At 60.8% G+C, this 20,680-nt stretch carries 16 protein-coding genes; 15 read left to right on the forward strand and 1 reads right to left on the reverse strand.

Translation table 11 applies throughout. The features are described 5' to 3' along the window. Positions 1-152 precede the first annotated feature (152 nt). From EJA72_RS23860 to ureC, 15 genes are all read left to right on the forward strand, one after another. The gene (locus tag EJA72_RS23860) at positions 153-1,532 is read left to right on the forward strand and encodes a PepSY domain-containing protein (RefSeq protein WP_157714360.1); all 1,380 of its coding nucleotides are present in this window, start codon (positions 153-155) and stop codon (positions 1,530-1,532) included. Between the two features lie 208 nt (positions 1,533-1,740). Then, positions 1,741-2,529 (forward strand): ABC transporter ATP-binding protein, encoded by a 789-nt coding sequence (locus EJA72_RS23865; RefSeq protein WP_157714361.1) that lies wholly within the window; start codon positions 1,741-1,743, stop codon positions 2,527-2,529. Further along, positions 2,526-3,473: an ABC transporter substrate-binding protein gene (locus EJA72_RS23870; protein WP_157714362.1), complete on the forward strand. Its 948-nt coding sequence runs from the start codon at positions 2,526-2,528 to the stop codon at positions 3,471-3,473. The genes EJA72_RS23865 and EJA72_RS23870 overlap by 4 nt, the downstream gene beginning before the upstream one ends. Next, complete coding sequence (locus EJA72_RS23875; RefSeq protein WP_157714363.1) at positions 3,470-4,480, forward strand: iron ABC transporter permease; 1,011 nt, start codon at positions 3,470-3,472, stop codon at positions 4,478-4,480. Before EJA72_RS23870 ends, EJA72_RS23875 begins: the two co-directional genes overlap by 4 nt. A 316-nt stretch (positions 4,481-4,796) precedes the next feature. Beyond that, entirely contained in the window at positions 4,797-6,062 is a 1,266-nt protein-coding gene (gene urtA / locus EJA72_RS23880) for an urea ABC transporter substrate-binding protein (RefSeq protein ID WP_059405752.1), read from the forward strand. 197 nt (positions 6,063-6,259) lie between these two features. Further along, positions 6,260-7,762 (forward strand): urea ABC transporter permease subunit UrtB, encoded by a 1,503-nt coding sequence (gene urtB / locus EJA72_RS23885; protein WP_157714365.1) that lies wholly within the window; start codon positions 6,260-6,262, stop codon positions 7,760-7,762. After that, positions 7,762-8,841, forward strand: a complete 1,080-nt coding sequence (gene urtC, locus EJA72_RS23890; RefSeq protein WP_157714366.1) for an urea ABC transporter permease subunit UrtC — start codon at positions 7,762-7,764, stop codon at positions 8,839-8,841. Before urtB ends, urtC begins: the two co-directional genes overlap by 1 nt. Further along, complete coding sequence (urtD, locus tag EJA72_RS23895) at positions 8,838-9,707, forward strand: urea ABC transporter ATP-binding protein UrtD (RefSeq protein WP_157714367.1); 870 nt, start codon at positions 8,838-8,840, stop codon at positions 9,705-9,707. Before urtC ends, urtD begins: the two co-directional genes overlap by 4 nt. A gap of 142 nt (positions 9,708-9,849) precedes the next feature. Then, positions 9,850-10,548, forward strand: a complete 699-nt coding sequence (urtE, locus tag EJA72_RS23900; protein WP_019582243.1) for an urea ABC transporter ATP-binding subunit UrtE — start codon at positions 9,850-9,852, stop codon at positions 10,546-10,548. Positions 10,549-10,578: 30 nt separating this feature from the next. Then, entirely contained in the window at positions 10,579-11,418 is an 840-nt protein-coding gene (locus EJA72_RS23905) for an urease accessory protein UreD (protein WP_157714368.1), read from the forward strand. A gap of 174 nt (positions 11,419-11,592) precedes the next feature. Continuing rightward, a complete protein-coding gene (gene ureA, locus EJA72_RS23910; protein ID WP_007907366.1) occupies positions 11,593-11,895 on the forward strand; it encodes an urease subunit gamma in 303 nt (100 codons plus the stop codon). 9 nt (positions 11,896-11,904) lie between these two features. After that, positions 11,905-12,438: a GNAT family N-acetyltransferase gene (locus EJA72_RS23915; RefSeq protein ID WP_157714369.1), complete on the forward strand. Its 534-nt coding sequence runs from the start codon at positions 11,905-11,907 to the stop codon at positions 12,436-12,438. A gap of 6 nt (positions 12,439-12,444) precedes the next feature. Beyond that, entirely contained in the window at positions 12,445-12,978 is a 534-nt protein-coding gene (locus EJA72_RS23920; RefSeq protein WP_157714370.1) for a GNAT family N-acetyltransferase, read from the forward strand. Continuing rightward, positions 12,978-13,283, forward strand: coding sequence for an urease subunit beta (locus EJA72_RS23925; protein WP_157714371.1), 306 nt, complete (start codon positions 12,978-12,980; stop codon positions 13,281-13,283). The genes EJA72_RS23920 and EJA72_RS23925 overlap by 1 nt, the downstream gene beginning before the upstream one ends. Positions 13,284-13,422: 139 nt before the next feature. Next, the gene (ureC, locus tag EJA72_RS23930; RefSeq protein WP_157714372.1) at positions 13,423-15,123 is read left to right on the forward strand and encodes an urease subunit alpha; all 1,701 of its coding nucleotides are present in this window, start codon (positions 13,423-13,425) and stop codon (positions 15,121-15,123) included. Positions 15,124-15,174: 51 nt separating this feature from the next. Here ureC and EJA72_RS23935 read toward each other — a convergent pair whose 3' ends face one another. Then, positions 15,175-20,445, reverse strand: coding sequence for an NEL-type E3 ubiquitin ligase domain-containing protein (locus tag EJA72_RS23935; protein WP_157714373.1), 5,271 nt, complete (start codon positions 20,443-20,445; stop codon positions 15,175-15,177). Between the last annotated feature and the right edge of the window lie 235 nt (positions 20,446-20,680).

Raw genomic sequence — 20,680 nt, forward strand, 5'->3', positions numbered from 1 at the left:
CCTGTAGGAGCGAGCTTGCTCGCGATGGTCGCAAACGATAACGCGGCCATTCTGAATGAACGCGGTGTATCCGAATTCATCGCGAGCGAGCTCGCTCCTACATGGCCCGCAAAATGACAACTAAAAGATCCAAGCCAAGCGGAGCACACGAGATGAAACAGCCCAAAGTGAATTTCTACAACCTGGCCTGGCGCTGGCATTTCTATGCCGGTCTGTTCGTCGCGCCCTTCATGGTGATGCTGGCCCTGACCGGCGTCATTTACCTGTTCAAGCCGCAACTCGATCCGTTGATGTACGGCAGCCTGATGAACGTTCCGGCCGGGCATCACAGCGTCCCGGCCGACGACCTGCTCAAGCGCGTGAAAGAGGCGTATCCACACGGGACGATCAAACAATACCTGCCACCGGTCAACGCCGAGCGCAGCGCGCAATTTGTCGTGATTAATGGCGGCAATGAGCTCAACGTATTTATCGATCCGTACCACGGCGACATCCTCGGCGAGCAAGACGCCAAGATGAATCTGCAAGCCATTGCGCGAGCCATCCACGGCGAATTGATGATTGGTACGGTCGGTGATCGACTGGTCGAACTGGCCGCCGGCTGGGCCGTGGTGCTGGTGGTGTCCGGCGTATTCCTGTGGTGGCCGCGCGGTCAGGCCGCGGGCATTTTGTGGCCACGGCTGAGCAGCCGCGGCCGCGTGTTGTGGCGTGACCTGCATGCCGTCACCGGTTTTTGGGGCGCCACGTTTCTGCTGGTGATGCTGCTCAGCGGCATGACCTGGACCGGGTTCTGGGGCCAGAAATACGCACAAGTGTGGAACGTGTTTCCGGCAGCGATGTGGGACGACGTGCCGAAGTCGGACGTCGAGGCGCGCAGCCTGAATACCGCCACCCGCCAGACCGTGCCTTGGGCCATGGAAAACACGCCGATGCCCATGTCCGGCGATCACGCCGAGCACATGGCCCACGGCGGCGCTCAAGCCGGTCCCGCCGCGCCGACCATCAGCCTGCAAGACGTGCAGAACATCGCCATGCAGCGCAAGGTCGAACCGGGTTACAGCATCACCTTCCCGACCACGGCGACGGGCGTATTCACCATCGCGGTGTTCGCCGATGACCCACGCAACGACGCCACGCTGCATATCGATCAGTACACCGGCGATGTCCTCGCCGATGTGCGCTGGGAGCATTACGGCGCCGTCGCCCGCGCCACGGAAACCGGCGTAATGCTGCATGAAGGCAAGATGTTCGGTGCGTTCAATCAGATCGTCGTGCTGCTGATCTGCTTGATGATTTTGCTCAGCGCAGTCAGTGGCGTGGTGATCTGGTGGAAGCGTCGGCCACAGGGCAAGTTCGGCGTTCCACCGCTGCGCCACGACCTGCCGAAATGGAAAACGGCGATGGTCATCATGTTTGCACTGGCCGTCGCGTTTCCGTTGGTGGGCGCGTCCCTGGTGGTGGTCTGGGTCCTGGATCGACTGCTGTTGTCACGATTCACCCGGCAAACTGAATCGGCTTCATCTTCATCGTGAAACAGGCGAGATGCGCGGTTTAGAGGGTTCTGTAGACTTTCCGCGCTGATCGCCCACCGCGATCATCTTTCGATTCAAGGGCCCCTTCGCGGGCAAGCCCGGCTCCTACAGGGTTTATGTCGTTCACAAAAATTGCGAACGACACAAACCTTGTAGGAGCCGAGCTTGCTCGCGAAGAGGCCATCAGCATCACCTCAAGAGTTACTGCATGACCTCGCTAACCCTCACCAACCTCTCTTGGACACCCCTGGGCCACGGCCACTGCCATCACCAGTTCCAACTGCGTGACGCCAGCCTGCACATCGCCGCCGGTGAGTTCGTCGGGTTGATCGGCCCCAACGGCAGCGGCAAGACCAGCCTGCTGCGCTGCGCCTACCGTTTCAGCAAACCCGAGGCCGGTGAGGTCCGGCTCGACCATCACAACGTCTGGAAGCAATCCTCGCGTTGGTGCGCACAACGCATCGCCGTGGTGCTGCAGGAGTTCCCCGATGCCTTCGGCCTGACCGTCGAGGAAGTGGTCGCCATGGGTCGCACGCCGCACAAAGGCCTGTTCGACGGCGACACCCTCGAAGATCACCACCTGGCGACTCAAGCCCTGGAGTCCGTCGGCCTCAAGGGTTTCGAAGACCACGCCTTCGCTACCCTTTCCGGCGGTGAAAAACAGCGGGTGATCCTCGCCCGCGCCCTGGCCCAGCAGCCGCAATTGCTGATCCTCGACGAGCCCACAAACCACCTCGACCCGCGCTTTCAGCTCGAACTGCTGCAACTGGTCAAACGCCTGAACATCGGCACGCTCGCCAGCATCCACGACCTCAATCTCGCTGCCGCTTTCTGCGACCGGCTGTACGTGCTCGATCACGGTCGCATCGTCGCCAGCGGCACTCCCAAAGACGTCCTGACCACTGAGCTGTTGCACAACGTATTCGGCGTCGACGCGCTGATCGATGAGCACCCTTTGCACGGCTACCCACGAATCACCTGGATCACCCAACCATGACTTTGCGTTCACTGCTGTCCGTCGTTCTGTTGCTGGGCAGTGCCCAGTCGTTTGCCGAGGCGACGAAATATCCACTGACGATCCAGAGCTGCAACCGCGAAGTGACATTCAAACAGGCACCGAAGCACGCGGTCAGTCACGACATCAACATGACGCAAATGATGCTCGCTCTCGGCCTGAAGCCGAGCATGGCCGGCTACAGCGGCGTCAGTGGCTGGAAGTCGGTCACGCCTGACATGCAGGCCATCCTCGACGGTCTGCCGGAGTTGTCGGCCAAGTACCCGTCGGTGGAAACGCTGCTCAACGTCAACGTCGATTTCTTCTTCGCCGGGTGGGATTACGGCATGCGAGTGGGCGGTGACCTGACGCCGCAGACGTTGCAACCGCTGGGCATCAGCGTCTACGAGCTGACCGAGTCCTGCGCCTTCGTGATGAAGCGTCCACCAGCCAGCCTGGAAGACACTTACAACGACCTGAGCAACCTCGGCAAGATCTTCGACGTGCAGGACCGTGCCAACGCCTTGATCGCCGGAATGCAGGCGCAAGTCGCCGAGGTGCGCAGTCACTTGCCGGCGGATAAACCTCGGGTCTTTCTGTATGACAGCGGCGAAGACCGGGCCATGACCTCCGGCCGATTGGGCATGCCGCAAGCGCTGATCGACGCGGCGGGCGGGCGCAATATTCTCGATGACGTCGAGGCGAGCTGGACCCGCGTGAACTGGGAAAACGTGGTCGAGCGCAATCCGCAGGTGATCGTGATCGTCGACTACGGCGAAGTCACCGCCGCGCAGAAAGAACAATTCCTGCGCAGTAACAAGGCGCTGCAATCGGTGGACGCGATCAAGCACCAGCGCTTCATCGTCATTCCGTATGTGCAGGCCACGCCGGGCATCGACAACGTGTTGGCCGTCGAAACCCTGGCCAAAGGTTTCCGCGGCGAATGATCAATCGTCGCTATGCCGTGTTGCTCGTCGTCCTCGGGGCGTTGCTGCTGGTGTCGTGCGTGGTGTCGCTGGGCTTCGGCCCGGCGCGGGTGCCGGTGGACGTGGTGTGGCGGATTTTGCTGCACAAGGTGTTCGGTGTCGGCGACGTGAGCTGGGCCACCGGCCAGGAACACATCGTGTGGTTGATCCGCGTGCCGCGCATGTTGCTCGGTGCATTGGTCGGCGCCGGCCTGGCGTTGATCGGTGCGGTGCTGCAAGCGGTGACGCGCAATCCGCTGGCTGACCCGCACCTGCTCGGCGTCACTTCCGGGGCGACCCTTGGCGCGGTGATCGTGGTGCTGCATGTCGGTGAAATCGTCGGCCTGCTGACGTTGCCGATCGCGGCGTTTGTTGGCGCGCTGCTGAGCATGCTGATCGTGCTGCTGATCGCTAACCGCAACGGGCGGCTGGACAGTGACCGGCTGTTGCTGTGCGGTGTGGCGGTGTCGTTCGTGATGATGGCGATTGCCAATCTGCTGTTGTTTCTCGGTGATCATCGCGCCAGTTCAGCGGTGATGTTCTGGATGCTCGGCGGGCTTGGGCTTGCGCGCTGGGAACTGCTGGCGGTGCCGGCCGCCAGCGTGTTGCTCGGGCTGGTGTTGCTGCTGGGCATGGCCCGGCCGCTGAACGCGTTGATGGCGGGTGAACAGACGGCCGTGACCCTGGGACTTAACGCCCGCACCGTGCGGTTGCGGGTGTTTTTGATTGCGTCGCTGATGACCGGGGTGCTGGTGTCGATCAGTGGCTCCATCGGGTTTGTCGGGTTGATGGTGCCGCACATTGCCCGTCGATTGGTGGGTGCCGAACACCGGCGTTTGCTGCCGGTGTGCGTGTTGTTGGGCAGCGTGTTCCTTGTCTGGGTCGATGTCGCTGCGCGCACGCTGATCGCCCCCGAAGACTTGCCGATTGGCGTGGCCACCGCTGCCATCGGCGGCCTGTTCTTCATCGGCCTCATGCGCCGTCGCTGACACACATAAATCAAAACTGTGGGAGCGAGCCTGCTCGCGATGAGGGCGTATCAGTCACCTTTTATGTGTCTGACACTCCGCCATCGCGAGCAGGCTCGCTCCTACATTTGATCTGCGGTGTCGCCCCAATGTGGCGCACCTGCTCGCACCAACACACCGGGCACGGCCCTTCATGGTGCGTCGCCATCCCCGCGCAACCGCTCTAACACGACATTTCCATACCAAAAGCCGACCGGGCACAGCCTTTGCAAAACACCCTTCAGTAGTCCGCATCTGCCAACCAAGAAAAAATTCTAATGTTCATGGAGATCGCACAATGAAGCGTCGCAGCTTGATCAAGGCTTTCACACTCACGGCAAGCATTGCCGCGATGGGCATGACCTGGACTGTCCAGGCCGCCGAGACCATCAAGGTCGGTATTCTGCATTCGTTGTCCGGCACCATGGCGATCTCCGAAACGTCGCTCAAAGACATGGCGTTGATGACCATCGACGAGATCAACGCCAAGGGTGGCGTGAACGGCAAGATGCTGGAGCCGGTGGTGGTCGACCCGGCGTCGAACTGGCCGCTGTTCGCGGAAAAGGGTCGTCAGCTGCTGACTCAGGACAAGGTGGCCGTGGTGTTCGGTTGCTGGACTTCGGTGTCGCGTAAATCGGTGCTGCCGGTATTCGAAGAGCTCAACGGCTTGCTGTTTTACCCGGTGCAATACGAAGGCGAAGAAATGTCGCCCAACGTGTTCTACACCGGCGCCGCGCCGAACCAGCAGGCGATCCCTGCCGTTGAATACCTGATGAGTGAAGAAGGCGGCAGCGCCAAGCGCTACTTCCTGCTCGGCACCGACTACGTCTACCCGCGCACCACTAACAAAATCCTGCGCTCGTTCCTGCATTCCAAAGGCGTGGCCGACAAGGACATCGAAGAGGTCTACACCCCGTTCGGTCACAGCGACTATCAAACCATCGTTGCCAACATCAAGAAATTCTCGGCCGGTGGCAAAACCGCGGTCATCTCCACCGTCAACGGCGACTCCAACGTGCCGTTCTATAAAGAGCTGGCCAACCAGGGCCTGAAGGCCACCGACGTTCCGGTCGTGGCGTTCTCGGTCGGTGAAGAAGAACTGCGCGGCATCGACACCAAACCGCTGGTGGGCAACCTCGCGGCGTGGAACTACTTCGAGTCGGTAGAGAACCCGGCGAACAAGAAATTCGTCGCCGACTGGAAAGCCTACGCGAAGAAACACAACCTGCCGGGCGCCGACAAAGCGGTGACCAACGACCCGATGGAAGCCACCTACGTGGGCATCCACATGTGGGCGCAAGCGGCCGAGAAAGCCAAGTCCACCGATGTCGACAAAGTCCGCGAAGCGCTGGCCGGCCAGACGTTTGCGGCGCCGTCGGGCTACACGCTGACCATGGACAAGACCAACCACCACCTGCACAAGCCGGTGATGATCGGCGAGATCCAGGCGGACGGTCAGTTCAACGTGGTGTGGCAGACCGAAGGCCCGATCCGCGCCCAGCCGTGGAGCCCGTTCATTCCGGGCAACGACAAGAAACCTGAGTATGCGGTGAAGAGCAACTAAGCCACTGGGTGTCGGGCTTGAGCATGGAGCTTGGGCCCAACACAACTCCCTGTGAGACCGGACTTTTGTGGCGAGGGAGCTTGCTCCCGCTGGACTGCGCAGCAGTCCCGTTTTGGGGCCGCTTCGCGGCCCAGCGGGAGCAAGCTCCCTCGCCACATGAGTCTGCTTCCACATTTAGTCCGCGCAAGGCCAATGACATGCCCACCGCCCTTTACCGCTTCATCCTCGCCATCGCACTTTTATTGCCAATGGCCGCGCATTCCGGCGATGCCGAAGACTTCGTCTCTGCCAATCCCGTGCAGCAAGCCAAGCTCCTGGAAACCTGGGCCGCGCAGCCCGATCCGGCCCGTGTCGAGCTGATCAACGCCCTGCAACAAGGCGAGTTGACCATCGACGGCCAAGCCAAACCCCTGCGCCTGAACAACCGCCTGCGTGGCCTGATCGACAGCGCGCTGGCCAGTCATCAATTGCTCGCCGCCGACGCGAAAACCCGTCTGGTCGCCGCACAGCAATTGCAAAAAAGCGCCAAGCCGGCGCAGCTGAAATTCCTCGACCAGCAACTCGCCGCAGAAAAGGACGACAGCGTTCACGCCGCGCTCAGCCTGGCGCTGGCCAACCTGCAATTGGTGGACGCCGACCCGGCCGTGCGCCTCGCGGCTGTGCGTCTGTTGGGTGAAACCGGCGACCCGCTCGCCCGCACTCGCCTCGAAAGCCTGCTGGAACCGGGTGTCGAAACCGACGCTGCTGTGCGCACCGCCACCGAAACCAGCCTGGCCCAGGTCAAACGCAAACTGCTGATCGGCGAAATCCTCGGTCAGGCGTTCAGCGGCATGTCCCTCGGTTCCATCCTGCTGCTCGCCGCCCTCGGCCTGGCGATTACTTTCGGCTTGCTCGGCGTCATCAACATGGCCCACGGCGAGATGCTGATGCTCGGCGCGTACTCGACGTACGTGGTGCAGTTGATGTTCCAGCGCTTCGCCCCGCAAGCCATCGAGTTCTACCCGCTGATCGCATTGCCGGTGGCGTTTTTCGTCACCGCCGCCATCGGCATGGCGCTGGAACGCACGGTGATTCGGCACCTCTACGGTCGTCCGCTGGAAACCCTGCTCGCGACCTGGGGCATCAGCCTGATGCTGATCCAGCTGGTGCGGTTGCTGTTTGGTGCGCAGAACGTCGAAGTGGCCAACCCGGCGTGGTTGTCGGGCGGGATTCAGGTGCTGCCCAACCTCGTGCTGCCGTACAACCGCATCGTGATCATCGCCTTCGCCCTGTTTGTGGTGGTGCTGACCTGGCTGCTGCTGAACAAGACGCGCCTGGGCCTGAACGTGCGCGCCGTGACCCAGAACCGCAACATGGCCGCTTGCTGCGGGGTGCCAACCGGGCGCGTGGACATGCTCGCCTTTGGCCTTGGCTCTGGCATTGCCGGCCTCGGCGGCGTGGCGCTGAGCCAGATCGGCAACGTCGGCCCGGACCTCGGCCAGAGCTACATCATCGACTCGTTCCTGGTGGTGGTGCTCGGCGGTGTCGGTCAACTGGCCGGCAGCGTGCTCGCCGCGTTCGGCCTCGGCATCGCCAACAAGATTCTCGAACCGCAGATCGGCGCCGTGCTCGGCAAGATCCTGATCCTCGCGCTGATCATTCTGTTCATCCAGAAGCGTCCGCAAGGCCTCTTCGCACTGAAAGGACGGGTGATCGACTGATGAACCAGCCCCTGATGCTCACGGCCAGCCAAAAGGCCGGCCCCAAAGTCACGATTGCCGTCGGCGTAGTGATCCTCGTTGTGTTGCTGGCGTTGCCGTTGATGTCGCTGTTATCGCCGGTCAGCGTGTTCCACGTCTCGGCCTACACGTTGACACTGGTGGGCAAGATTCTCTGCTACGCCATCGTCGCCCTCGCGCTAGACCTCGTCTGGGGTTATGCCGGCCTGTTGTCCCTCGGCCACGGCCTGTTCTTCGCCCTCGGCGGCTACGCGATGGGCATGTACCTGATGCGCCAGGCCTCGGGCGATGGCTTGCCGGCGTTCATGACGTTCCTGTCGTGGACCGAACTGCCGTGGTACTGGACCGGTACCAGCAGTTTCCTCTGGTCGATGTGCCTGGTGGTACTGGCGCCCGGATTGTTGGCGTTGGTGTTTGGGTTCTTTGCCTTCCGCTCGCGGATCAAGGGCGTGTACTTCTCGATCATGACCCAGGCCCTGACGTTCGCCGGGATGCTGCTGTTCTTCCGCAACGAAACCGGGTTTGGCGGCAACAACGGCTTCACCAATTTCCGCACCATTCTCGGGTTTGGCATTACCGAACCGGGGACGCGCGCGGTGCTGTTTTTCGCCACGGTGCTGTTGCTGGTGGCGAGCCTGTTCATCGGTTGGCGTTTGGCCCAGAGCAAGTTTGGTCGGGTGCTGACCGCCCTGCGCGATGCGGAAAACCGCTTGATGTTCTGCGGTTACGACCCACGGGGTTTCAAGCTGTTCGTCTGGGTGCTGAGTGCGGTGTTATGCGGCCTGGCCGGCGCGTTGTATGTGCCGCAAGTCGGGATTATCAACCCGAGCGAAATGTCGCCAACCAACTCCATCGAAGCCGCCGTCTGGGTGGCACTCGGCGGTCGCGGCACGCTGATCGGGCCGCTGCTCGGCGCCGGCGTGGTCAACGGCATGAAGAGCTGGTTCACCGTGGCCTTCCCGGAATACTGGCTGTTCTTCCTCGGCGCACTGTTCATCGTCGTGACCTTGTACCTGCCCAAAGGTGTGATCGGTCTGCTGAAAAAAAGAGGTGAACAATGAGAGTCACTGCGACGGCGCAATTCATGCTCGAACCCATCTTCTATCCACCGGAACCCAACAAGGACGCCGGCAGCAGCCGCGACGCCATCGGCCTCGGGCAACGCGCCGGTCCCGGCCTGGACACCCGCCATGGCACCATCCTGACCCTGGAAGACATCAGCGTCAGCTTTGACGGTTTCAAGGCGCTGAACGCGCTGAACCTGTACATCGGCGTTGGCGAACTGCGCTGCATCATCGGCCCCAATGGCGCAGGCAAGACCACGCTGATGGACGTGATCACCGGAAAAACCCGGCCCAGTCACGGCAAAGCCTGGTTCGGTGAAACCCTGGACCTGACGCAGATGAGCGAAGTGCAGATCGCCCAGGCCGGCATCGGCCGCAAGTTCCAGAAACCGACGGTGTTCGAAGCCTTGAGCGTGTTTGAAAACCTGGAACTGGCGCAGAAAACCGACAAGTCGGTGTGGGCCAGCCTGCGGGCTCGCCTGAGCGGCGAACAGAAAGATCGCATCAGCGAAGTGCTGGAAACCATTCGCCTGACCAGCTCGGTCAATCGCCCGGCGGGCTTGTTGTCCCACGGACAGAAGCAGTTTCTGGAGATCGGCATGTTGCTGATGCAGGACCCTCAGTTGCTGTTGCTCGATGAGCCGGTAGCGGGCATGACCGATGCCGAAACCGAATTCACGGCTGAACTGTTCAAGAGCCTGGCCGGCAAGCATTCGCTGATGGTGGTGGAACACGACATGGGGTTCGTCGGCTCGATTGCCGACCACGTGACGGTGTTGCACCAGGGCAGCGTGCTGGCCGAAGGGTCCCTGGAACAGGTGCAGGAAAACGAGCGGGTGATCGAGGTTTATCTCGGTCGCTGAATCCTGTGTGCATTGCTCTAATGTGGGAGCGAGCCTGCTCGCGATGGCGGCGGATCAATCAACATCATCGTCGCCTGACCCACCGCTATCGCGAGCAGGCTCGCTCCCACAGGGTTCTGTGTGGAACATAAGGAATTTGAACATGCTGCAAGTCGACAAGCTGCATCAGTATTACGGCGGTAGCCACATCCTGCGCGGCCTGACGTTTGAGGTGAAGGTCGGCGAAGTCACCTGCCTGCTCGGGCGTAATGGCGTGGGCAAAACCACGCTGCTCAAATGCCTGATGGGTTTGCTGCCGGCCAAAGAGGGCGCGGTGAACTGGGAAGGCAAACCCATCACCACGTTCAAACCGCACCAGCGGGTGCACGCCGGGATCGCCTATGTACCTCAAGGCCGCGAGATTTTCGGTCGGCTGACGGTCGAGGAAAATCTGCTGATGGGCCTGTCACGATTTCCGGGCAGCGAAGCGAAAGAAGTCCCGGCGTTCATCTACGAGCTGTTCCCTGTATTGCTGCAAATGAAGCAACGGCGCGGCGGTGACTTGTCCGGCGGGCAACAGCAGCAGTTGGCGATTGGTCGTGCGCTGGCCAGCCGTCCACGGCTGCTGATTCTCGACGAACCCACCGAAGGCATCCAGCCGTCAGTGATCAAGGAAATCGGCGCGGTGATCAAGAAGCTCGCGGCCCGTGGCGACATGGCGATTTTGCTGGTCGAGCAGTTCTACGATTTCGCCGCCGAACTGGCCGATCAGTACCTGGTGATGTCCCGGGGCGAGATCGTGCAGCAAGGTCGCGGAGAAAATATGGAAGCCGAGGGTGTGCGGGGGCTGGTGACGATCTAATCTGTAGCGTCCCGACGATAATCAAAAAATATGAATTTACCTCTTTCTACTGCCCTGTTTACCCCGAGCTGGCACGCCGAGCTGGAGCTGGGCTACGCCCGTTTCGGCGACAGCACACGCCCGGTCCAACGCCGTCACAAAGGCCCGTTGCGGGTGCAAAAGCACCTGTATGCCGAAGGCCCCGAGGTGTGCCAGCACATCATCGTCCACCCACCCGGTGGCATTGCCGGCGGTGATCGGCTGGACATCGCGGCCAGCGTCGGCCGCGATGCCTGGGCGCAGATCACCAGCCCCGGCGCCGCCAAGTGGTACCGCGCGGCAGCCCCGGCTTATCAGCAGCTGGACTTGAGCGTGGCGGCTGGCGCGACGCTGGAATGGTTGCCGCAAGAGACGATTATTTTCAGCAACGCCCAGGCCGAGCTCAGCACCTCGATAGACCTGGAAGGTGACGCCCGGCTGTTCTATTGGGACGTCGTGGCGCTGGGGCGTCCGGCCAGTGGCGAACGCTTCGACCTCGGTCACTTCCAGGCGCAGCTGGACATCCGCCGTGACGGCCAGTTGCTCTGGCACGAACGCCAGCGCATTGTCGGGGGTGACGGTTTGCTCGACTCACCGATTGGCCTGGATGGGCAACCGGTGTTTGCGACGTTGCTGGTGACGGGCGAAGTGGATAGCGAGCTGCTGGAGAAGTGCCGTTCGCTGGGCAATGATGTTCGCGGGGATTTGACGCAGTTGCCGGGGCTGTTGGTTGCCCGATGCCTGGCCAGTGAGGCGCTGTTGGCCCGTGGCTGGTTGATTGAGTTGTGGCGATTGCTCCGGCCTGCCTTGCTCGGCCGGGAAGCAGTCCCCCCAAGAATATGGAGCACGTGACATCACTGCACACACGATCGATGTAGCAGCTGCCGAGGCACGAGGCTGCATTGGGTTGCGCAGCGACCCCCGAGGGCGGTCCTGCGGACACGCAACGCAGCCTCGTACCTCGGCAGCTGCTACAGAACACAATTCGCTTGCGATTTATTAACTGCCGATTATGGATTCCAAACGATGGACCTGACCCCACGCGAAAAAGACAAGCTGCTGATCTTCACCGCCGGCCTCGTGGCCGAGCGGCGTTTGGCGCGCGGTGTGAAACTCAATTACCCCGAGGCGATGGCCTATATTTCGGCGGCACTGCTCGAAGGCGCCCGTGACGGCCAGACCGTGGCCGAACTGATGCACTTCGGCACCACCCTGCTCAGCCGCGAACAAGTGATGGAAGGCATCCCGGAAATGATCCCGGAGATCCAGGTCGAAGCGACTTTTCCCGACGGCACCAAACTGGTCACCGTCCACCAACCTATCGCCTGAGGCCGCGCCATGACTTACCACATCCGCGATGCGGTGCACGCCGACCTGCCGGCGATCCGCGACATCTACAACGACGCCGTGCTCAACACCACAGCGATCTGGAACGAACAGGCCGTGGACCTGGGCAACCGCCAAGCCTGGTTCAGTGCCCGACAAGCCCAGGGCTATCCGATCCTGGTGATCGTCGACGGCGACAACACGGTGCTGGGCTACGCTTCGTTTGGTGACTGGCGCCCGTTCGACGGCTTTCGCCACACCGTCGAACATTCGGTCTACGTGCGCAGCGACCAGCGTGGCAATGGCCTGGGCCCACAACTGATGAAGGTGCTGATCGATCGTGCCAGAGGCTGCGACAAGCATGTGATGGTCGCGGCCATCGAAAGCGGCAATGCCGCATCCATCCGCCTGCATGCGCGCGCCGGGTTTATCACCACCGGGCAAATGCCGCAGGTGGGCACCAAGTTCGGTCGCTGGCTTGACCTGACCTTCATGCAACTGACCCTCAACCCTGGCGCCGAACCGCCGCCCGCCAGCAAGGAGTAACGCCCGATGAACGCCGCCCAATTGCGACGCGTCAATGTTGAAAGCTTTGCGCATTATCGTCAGGGTTTGATTGAGTTGCTGCTCGACGCCGTCGGCTATGGCGCCAGTGTCGGGTTCATGGCCAACCTGGATGCGGCGCAGGCCCACGCCTATTTCGACGAGGTCCAGGACAACCTGAACAAGGGCAACGTGCTGCTGTGGGTGGTGGTCAAGGACGAACAGGTTCAGGCGAGCGTGCAACTGACCCTGTGCCAGAAAGCCAATGGGCTGAACCGCGCCGAAGTGCAAAAACTGCTGGTGCGCGAGCACGCGCGGCGTCGCGGTCTGGGCCAGCAATTGATGAGTGCGCTGGAACAGGCCGCCCTGCAGCACAAGCGCGGCATGCTCTACCTCGACACCGAGGCAGGTTCCCCCGCCGAGGCGTTCTACCAGTCCCTGGGTTACACCCGCGCCGGTGAAATCCCCGACTACGCCTGCGACCCGAGCGGTCGATACAAGCCGACTGCCCTTTACTACAAGATTCTCCAAGGAGCCCATTGATGATTCCCGGTGAATATCAGATCCAGCCCGGTGACATCGAACTCAACGCGGGCCGCCGCACGGTGAGCCTGAAGGTGGCCAACAGTGGCGACCGTCCGATCCAGGTCGGCTCGCACTATCACTTTTTCGAAACCAACGACGCCCTGACCTTCGACCGCGCCGCCAGTCGCGGCATGCGCCTGAACATCCCTGCCGGCACCGCCGTGCGCTTTGAGCCGGGGCAAAGCCGCGAGGTTGAGCTGGTGGACCTGGCCGGGCATCGCCGGGTGTTCGGGTTTGCCGGCAGGATCATGGGCGACCTCTGAATAATGCGGTGTCGGTTCTGGCCCCATCGCGAGCAGGCTCACTCCCACAGTTGATCGCGTTCCCCTGTGGGAGCGAGCCTGCTCGCGATAGTGAGCGAAGCGAACGATCTCAAATACAATTGAATTTCAAGGCGAACGAATGAAGATTTCCCGTCAGGCCTACGCCGACATGTTCGGCCCCACCGTCGGTGACAAGGTCCGCCTGGCCGATACCGGGCTCTGGATCGAAGTCGAAAAAGACTTCACCACCTATGGCGAAGAAGTGAAATTCGGCGGTGGCAAGGTGATCCGCGATGGCCAGGGCCAGAGCCAGCTCCTGGCCGCCGAGGTCGTCGACACCGTGATCACCAACGCGCTGATCATCGACCACTGGGGCATCGTCAAAGCCGACGTCGGCCTCAAGGACGGTCGCGTTGCCGGCATCGGCAAGGCCGGCAACCCGGACGTGCAGCCGAACGTGACCATCGCCATCGGCGCCAGCACCGAAGTGATCGCCGGTGAAGGCATGATCCTCACTGCCGGCGGCATCGACACCCACATCCACTTCATCTGCCCGCAGCAGATCGAAGAAGCGCTGATGAGCGGTGTGACCACCATGATCGGCGGCGGCACCGGCCCGGCCACCGGCACCAACGCCACCACCTGCACCTCCGGCCCGTGGCACCTGGCGCGCATGCTTCAGGCGGCGGACGCGTTCCCAATGAACATCGGCCTCACCGGCAAGGGCAACGCCAGTTTGCCGGAGCCGTTGATCGAACAGGTCAAAGCCGGTGCCATTGGCCTCAAGCTGCATGAAGACTGGGGCACCACGCCGGCGAGCATCGACAACTGCCTGAACGTGGCCGATCAGTACGACGTGCAGGTGGCGATCCACACCGACACCCTCAACGAGTCCGGCTTCGTCGAAACCACCCTCGCCGCCTTCAAGGGCCGAACCATCCACACCTACCACACCGAAGGCGCGGGCGGCGGCCATGCGCCGGACATCATCAAGGCCTGCGGGTTTGCCAACGTGCTGCCGAGTTCGACCAACCCGACCCGGCCGTTCACACGTAACACCATCGACGAACACCTCGACATGCTGATGGTCTGCCATCACCTGGACCCGAGCATTGCCGAAGACGTGGCCTTCGCCGAAAGCCGCATCCGCCGCGAAACGATTGCCGCCGAGGACATCCTGCACGACCTCGGCGCGTTCTCGATGATCAGCTCCGACAGCCAGGCCATGGGCCGTGTCGGCGAAGTGATCACACGCACCTGGCAGACCGCTGACAAGATGAAAAAACAGCGCGGCCCGTTGCCCGGCGACGGTGAGGGCAACGACAACTTTCGCGCCAAACGCTACATCGCCAAGTACACGATCAATCCGGCGATCACCCACGGCATCAGCCATGAAGTCGGTTCGGTCGAAGTGGGTAAATGGGCGGACCTGGTGCTCTGGCGTCCGGCGTTCTTTGGGGTCAAACCGACGTTGATCCTCAAGGGCGGCGCCATTGCGGCCAGCCTGATGGGTGATGCCAACGCTTCGATCCCAACACCGCAACCCGTGCACTACCGCCCGATGTTCGCCAGCTACGGCGGCTCGTTGCACGCCACCAGCCTGACCTTTATCAGCCAGGCGGCGCAGGCGGCCGGTCTTCCCGAAGCGTTGGGTCTGAAGAAGAAAATCGCTGTGGTCAAAGGCTGTCGTGAGGTGCAGAAAACCGACCTGATCCACAACGACTATCTGCCAAGCATCGATGTCGACCCGCAGACCTATCAGGTCAAGGCCGACGGCGTGCTGTTGTGGTGCGAGCCAGCGGACGTGCTGCCGATGGCCCAGCGTTACTTCCTGTTTTGATCGCTCACACCGGAGCCTGGCTGGCCAGGCTCCGGCGTAAAGCCGCAACGATCAGCTGTTGGGCTGCACGGTGAAAGGGATTTCTACCCGTTGCAGTTTTGCGCGGTCGATCGCCTGTTGAGTCAGGGTTTTGACCAAGGCCGTTTTGTCGTCGTCGATCACGTTCAACTCAGCCGCATACTCCGCTTCGGTCATGACGCGACCCGGCGCAAACTCGCTTTCCGGTTTGTTCAATTCAGCGCCCAGCACCCTGAGTTCTTCCTTCAACCGGGCCTTTTGCTCAAGGGAAAGCGCTGGGGCTGTCGCACGCTCGTCCAATGCCATGTAGAACTCGGTCGTGGCATTGATGCGGCGTCTGAAGCCCTTGAAAATACTGCGGTTGGAGCCCTCGACGTAGGAGGACCAGAACGGCTGGTCGATCAGCAGATCACTGAGCAACTCTCCCTCTTCAAGGTCGAGCACACGCCGGTACGCCGACTCGATCATCATGGGCGTGACCCCAGCGATTTTTCTGAACTGCATCTTTCGTGACTGCCAGGGCAGGTCCAGCCGGTCGGCGAGATCGGTCATGAACGCCAGATGAACTTCAACTTCATCAATCGTGCCCGTCGCCTCCCCCATCGCATTGATGCGCCTGAACTGCTCGCCCATCGCCTCACGCTCGGCAATCGTTTTGCGGGCAATCCTGCTCAGCTCATCCAGCCGTGATTTGCCCCGCGCCAACAACACCAGCTCAGCCTCCACCAGCGCGGGATTGGCCAGTTCATAGGCCTCATGAATCAGCACTTCCATGCCCATGGCGTTGAACAACTGCGCGCCGGCATCGACGCACGCCGTGGGCACGGTGGACATCGTAAAGAGCTTTTGCCTTAACTCGGTGTTCTTGGACATGGCGTCGAGCATTCGCCAGACCTTGGAGGTCATATCAATCCGAAACCCGGGGTCGCGGTTGAAATGTCCTGATTCGGTGAGTTTGCGAATCTCGTTGAAGAACCCGACCGAACCGTGCTCATCCTCGACGCTGTTCCAGACTTCCTGTTTAGCCACCCACTCCGGCCGTGTCATGCCGGCTTCCCAGTCCAGGCTGTCGCGCACGCCGCGAGGTGGATACGGTCGGTCCGGGTCCAGCCCGACAGACGCGATGAATTCCCTGAGCGTCTGCAGATTGAAGGCCGGCAAAAATTCCGGTTCCCGGTTCAACAACGTACGCGCCAGCAATTCCGCCTGGACGGAGCCACGCGTGACCATCGGCACGTAGGTGATTTCGTTGCGCTGCATGTCCAGGTAAAAATGCCGAAACCGTGGGTGTGCAAACAATCCATCTGGCCAGGTCCGAATGCCGGTGTCCGCCAGAATCAACGTATGCAACATCCTCATGCTGCCAATGTCCGGGACTCGCCCCAGCGGGTTGCCGTGCAAATCCAGGCTCTCGAGCCGCGTCAGGTTGCGCAGGTCTGCAATCCCTTGCGCATCCAGCACCACCCGGTTTCCGCGCAGGTACAACTCCGTCAGGGTGCGCATCCGGGCGACGGCACGAGGAAGTCTGGTGAGCGAATTGCCGTTGATGTTGAGCGAGCGTAATCGGGGGAAGTGATCGAGCAAGGCAACCTGCGCGTCGGTCAATTCAGTTGCGCGCAGGTTGAGACGGGTGACGTGATCGAAATTGCCCTCCAGCGCAGGCATGGTGCGCAAATGTCGCCCCAGCGGCATGTTCTCGAGGTTGAGTACGACACCTTGCAGTTCGCCGTACGAGTCCACATCGCGCAATCCGGTTTGCTGCCAACACTCCCGGATCGCTTTGTACAACGCGTTTCTGGACTGCCATTCGGCGATCCCGGCGGACGAGTAGCGGAACGCCTCGGTCGGTGACTTCAGCCAACGCTGGAAATTGGCGTTCAACCGATTGAATTCCGCTTCGAGCGCACTCGCCCGCTGCTCAAGGCTGGCCTCGCTGCCCCCCGCTTGTAGATAGGACAGGGCTTGGGCGTCAGTCCATCCGGGGCGAACGACTCTGACCCGCTCTTGCGGCGTCAACCGCCCGGGGACTCGACGAAGCCCCTGAGCAGCCCCAGGCATGCCGCCGCGCAGCCGCATCGTGACCGGGTCATACACGGGTTTTCGAACCGGATTATCCGCCAATAGCGCTGCGAACCTGTCTCGTGGCAATGGTGCGTTTTGAATAACCTGCTTGAGCGTCGCGCCTTGATTGATGTGGTACCCCAACGCGTTTCGCTCGGCATCAGGCAGGGCATGCAATACGGACGCGTAAAGGTCGTCAGGCCCATGCAGGTGAAGATCCTCGTCATCGCGGGCCTGGTACTGACCGTCCTCGCTGACCAGGACTCGGCGAACGGAGGCATCTGCCGGGCCCACGCTGTCATGCAACGGTCCATCAAAAGAATACTCACGAATTTCGATCCGGACGTTTTGGGGCCATTCGGGCAACGCTTGTAACGAGTGCAACGCCAGTCGTTCGGAATCGACACTGTACGCGGCATCGAGAAAAAGTCCTTCGTAGGCACGTGCCGTTCGTATTGCCTGCAAGGTCGCCCGCGTGCGTTCTCTGAGCTGTAAGGGGATGCGCGAAGACTCGGTGATATTGAGCAGTTCTTGCGGTTCGATGTTGGCCAGCAATTCCCGGGCTATCGCGGTGGGAAGCCCGTTGTACGCGTCCTGGAGCGCCCGCACTTGCGGGTTGTCGGACTGTTGCAGGCGACGATTGAGCGCATCGAACAAAGGCCCGCGCTGACGGGTTGCCCGCCCCGCCAGCTTGTTTTTCAAGGCATCGATACGGACGCGCTCGTCAGTAGAGATTGCCTGTCCGAACATCGCGTGAATGTCCGCCTCGTTCACAAACTTCACAGCCAACTCGGGAAGCTTCCCGGCGCTGAGCTCGGCACGGCTTATTTTCAACGTGTTGGCGGGCGAGGCATCGACATAGCCGTACTTGATCGAAGATCCCGTCTGTCCGGGGCCTTCAAAAAGCTCGATGCTTTTCTGCTCAGGCCATCGCGGCAGATCCACCATCAAACGCGGCACCTGCTCGATGACCGCTTCGGGGACCTCATCCCGCAGGATCTGCTCGGGCAGTTTTTGCACATCAGCCCAGGTCTTGAAGCGTTCGACTGTGTCGGCCAGCAGGGCTGGCGCTGCTTCGTTGACGACGTGCAGCCGGCGCAATGAGCCCTCTTCGAGACCGCTGACAATACGAATCTGCTCCAACGTAGCATCGGAAAGGCCTTCGACCGCTGGCCCCATGCGCCGCATAAGGGTCGGGCTGTCCCATTCGACGGGCCGGTCGAGCTCGGTTTTCCACACGCCGGCACCATCGTGTTCAAGCGTTGGCTGATACGCCTGCGGCCGATCCGGATGCTGGATACGTGGCTGGCCGGTTTGCGAATCGTTTCTGACTTCGAAGTGTTTGCCTTCATGCTTCAGGATGTCTTTTTCGCCTTGGCGGTACAGGCCCTTTTCGCTGGGTGTTGCGCCATCAGGCAACACCACGTCATGGGCATAGGGCGCCAGGTCCGGCTTCCAGAGGCGCGTCTTGCCATCCGGCAGTTCAACCTTTTTCAACTGATCGATAAAGGCCGACGGTTTGACCGATGCCGCCGCACCGGCGGGTAATACGTGCCCCGCCGCCATGATTGCCAGTTGCGCGAAATTGATCATGACGCCGGTGAGATGAGCCGCCGCTTCGTCCTTGTCGCCCTTGCTCCACTCTTCAATGCCTTCCATGGTTTCGAACAGCATCTGCCCGACCATGATCGCCAGCATCGCTTCGCCCAGGCCGGGAACCAGCATGGCGCCGAAGTTGAACACGTTCCAGCCGATGTTCAGGTAACTGGTTAGCCGGCTCCAGCGGGTGGTGGCGTCTTCATCGCCGGTCGGCACGGCGATGTGCCGCGCATCGGCCAGCGCCTTGTCCCTGCGCCAGCGACCGATCTGCAACCAAAGATCACCGGTGATGATGGTGGTGATGGGCTCTGCGTTGGTGTTTTCAACGGCGGTTTCGCGCCACCATGGCCCCATGTCCAGCGGCTCGCGTTCCGTCCAGGTGAATGTGGAGAATCGCTCGCGAACTCGGCTGAAGAATTTACCGTGGTCTTTTTGGGCCACGAAACGGCTGAAAAACTGTTGGTAGTCCGGCGAACGCAACTGGATCGTCAGTTCCTTCATGAAGTCCGTAAAGGACGCATATTCTTTGAGGGGGTGGTCAGGATCATCCGGAACATAGGCGATCAACGTTCCGTCGAGGCGGCTTTGTTGAAAACCATCTTCTCTTTGCGACATGGCATCGACAAGACCACTGGGGCCATTGGCGAAAAACGCCTCAAGCAACTTGAACTGCTCAAACTCCTGCCCTGGCAGCAGCGTCAAATTCCTGGACCATTCCAAGAGGGCGCGTTGATGCTGGGGCACCAGACTGTCGTAGAGCCTTCTGACTTCCGTCGGGTCTGCCACGGCGCTGAACACTACAATCCCGGACAACCTGAAACCCATTAACGACAGTCGATGGCTTTGCAAAGGGCGATTGCCCAACATGATGTTTTGTTCATTGTCTCGAAGTTGGCGAAGTTTCCCGTAGCCAGATGAAGTGGCGTCTTTTTTCAGATAAGCGATCAGCGCGGATTCGCTAAAGGCGGCTTTTTCACTGGCCAGGCAGTGCCCCTCTATTGTTGCCTTGGCCGTGAGATCTTCGGGTATCAGGGCCGCCTTGATGTGGCGCTGATAGCGCGCACCGATATCAAGTGTCCGGCACAGGGCAGCGAACCGTTCAACCGTCAGTGGATGTCGCTGTAACTCGTTTTCGTCGCTCAAGGTGAAGATGCCGGAGCCCTCGCGAAAAGCGCCTGCCTGAGTCTCCGGCTCCTCGAAATTATGAAGCGCTGCTTCGAGTAATGAGGATTGCCTGAGTCGACTGGCGTTGGTATCGATGCCGATCCCCAGTTTTGCCGGGATATACAGCCGAATGAGTGTTGTATTGACGTCCAGCCGCACATTCAACTGCTCTTCCAGTGCCTGAACGAGCAAGGGTTCGGCAAAGGCATGAATATCCTTCTGCAAATCCACCAGCGTTTCGTCTAGATCACCCTGCGTGCGCCAGCGTTCATCTATCAACTGATCGAGATACTGGCGATCCATGGCCCGCGCATTCATATACCAATCGGGAACCACCGGATTTGAACCCGCCATCGAGAGCAGTCGCGAGACCGATGCCTCTTTTATCGGAAAGGGCAATTTACTCAGCAGGAAATCGTGATGCCCTGCGGCATCCACAACGGCCAATTGCACTGGCGTGGCGCCAGATAGTTCGTTCATGTCGCAAATCCTTATGCGATGAAAAGAACTACCAGACTATTCAAACCAGACAAAAACAAAAGATTAAAAAACAACGTGAAAAACCGCCCCTGGTCAACATTGCATTCGATTTCAGAATCTAAAAAACAATTAATTACCACCCGCGGGCCACCGAAGAATGATCGTCCGCGTAATGGTAGTTTTTAGGGGGCACCAAAGGGGCTAAGATGCCCCGGATTGCCATCAGGAAACCGAC

Source organism: Pseudomonas sp. PB120, from assembly GCF_009761815.1.
GTDB lineage: Bacteria > Pseudomonadota > Gammaproteobacteria > Pseudomonadales > Pseudomonadaceae > Aquipseudomonas.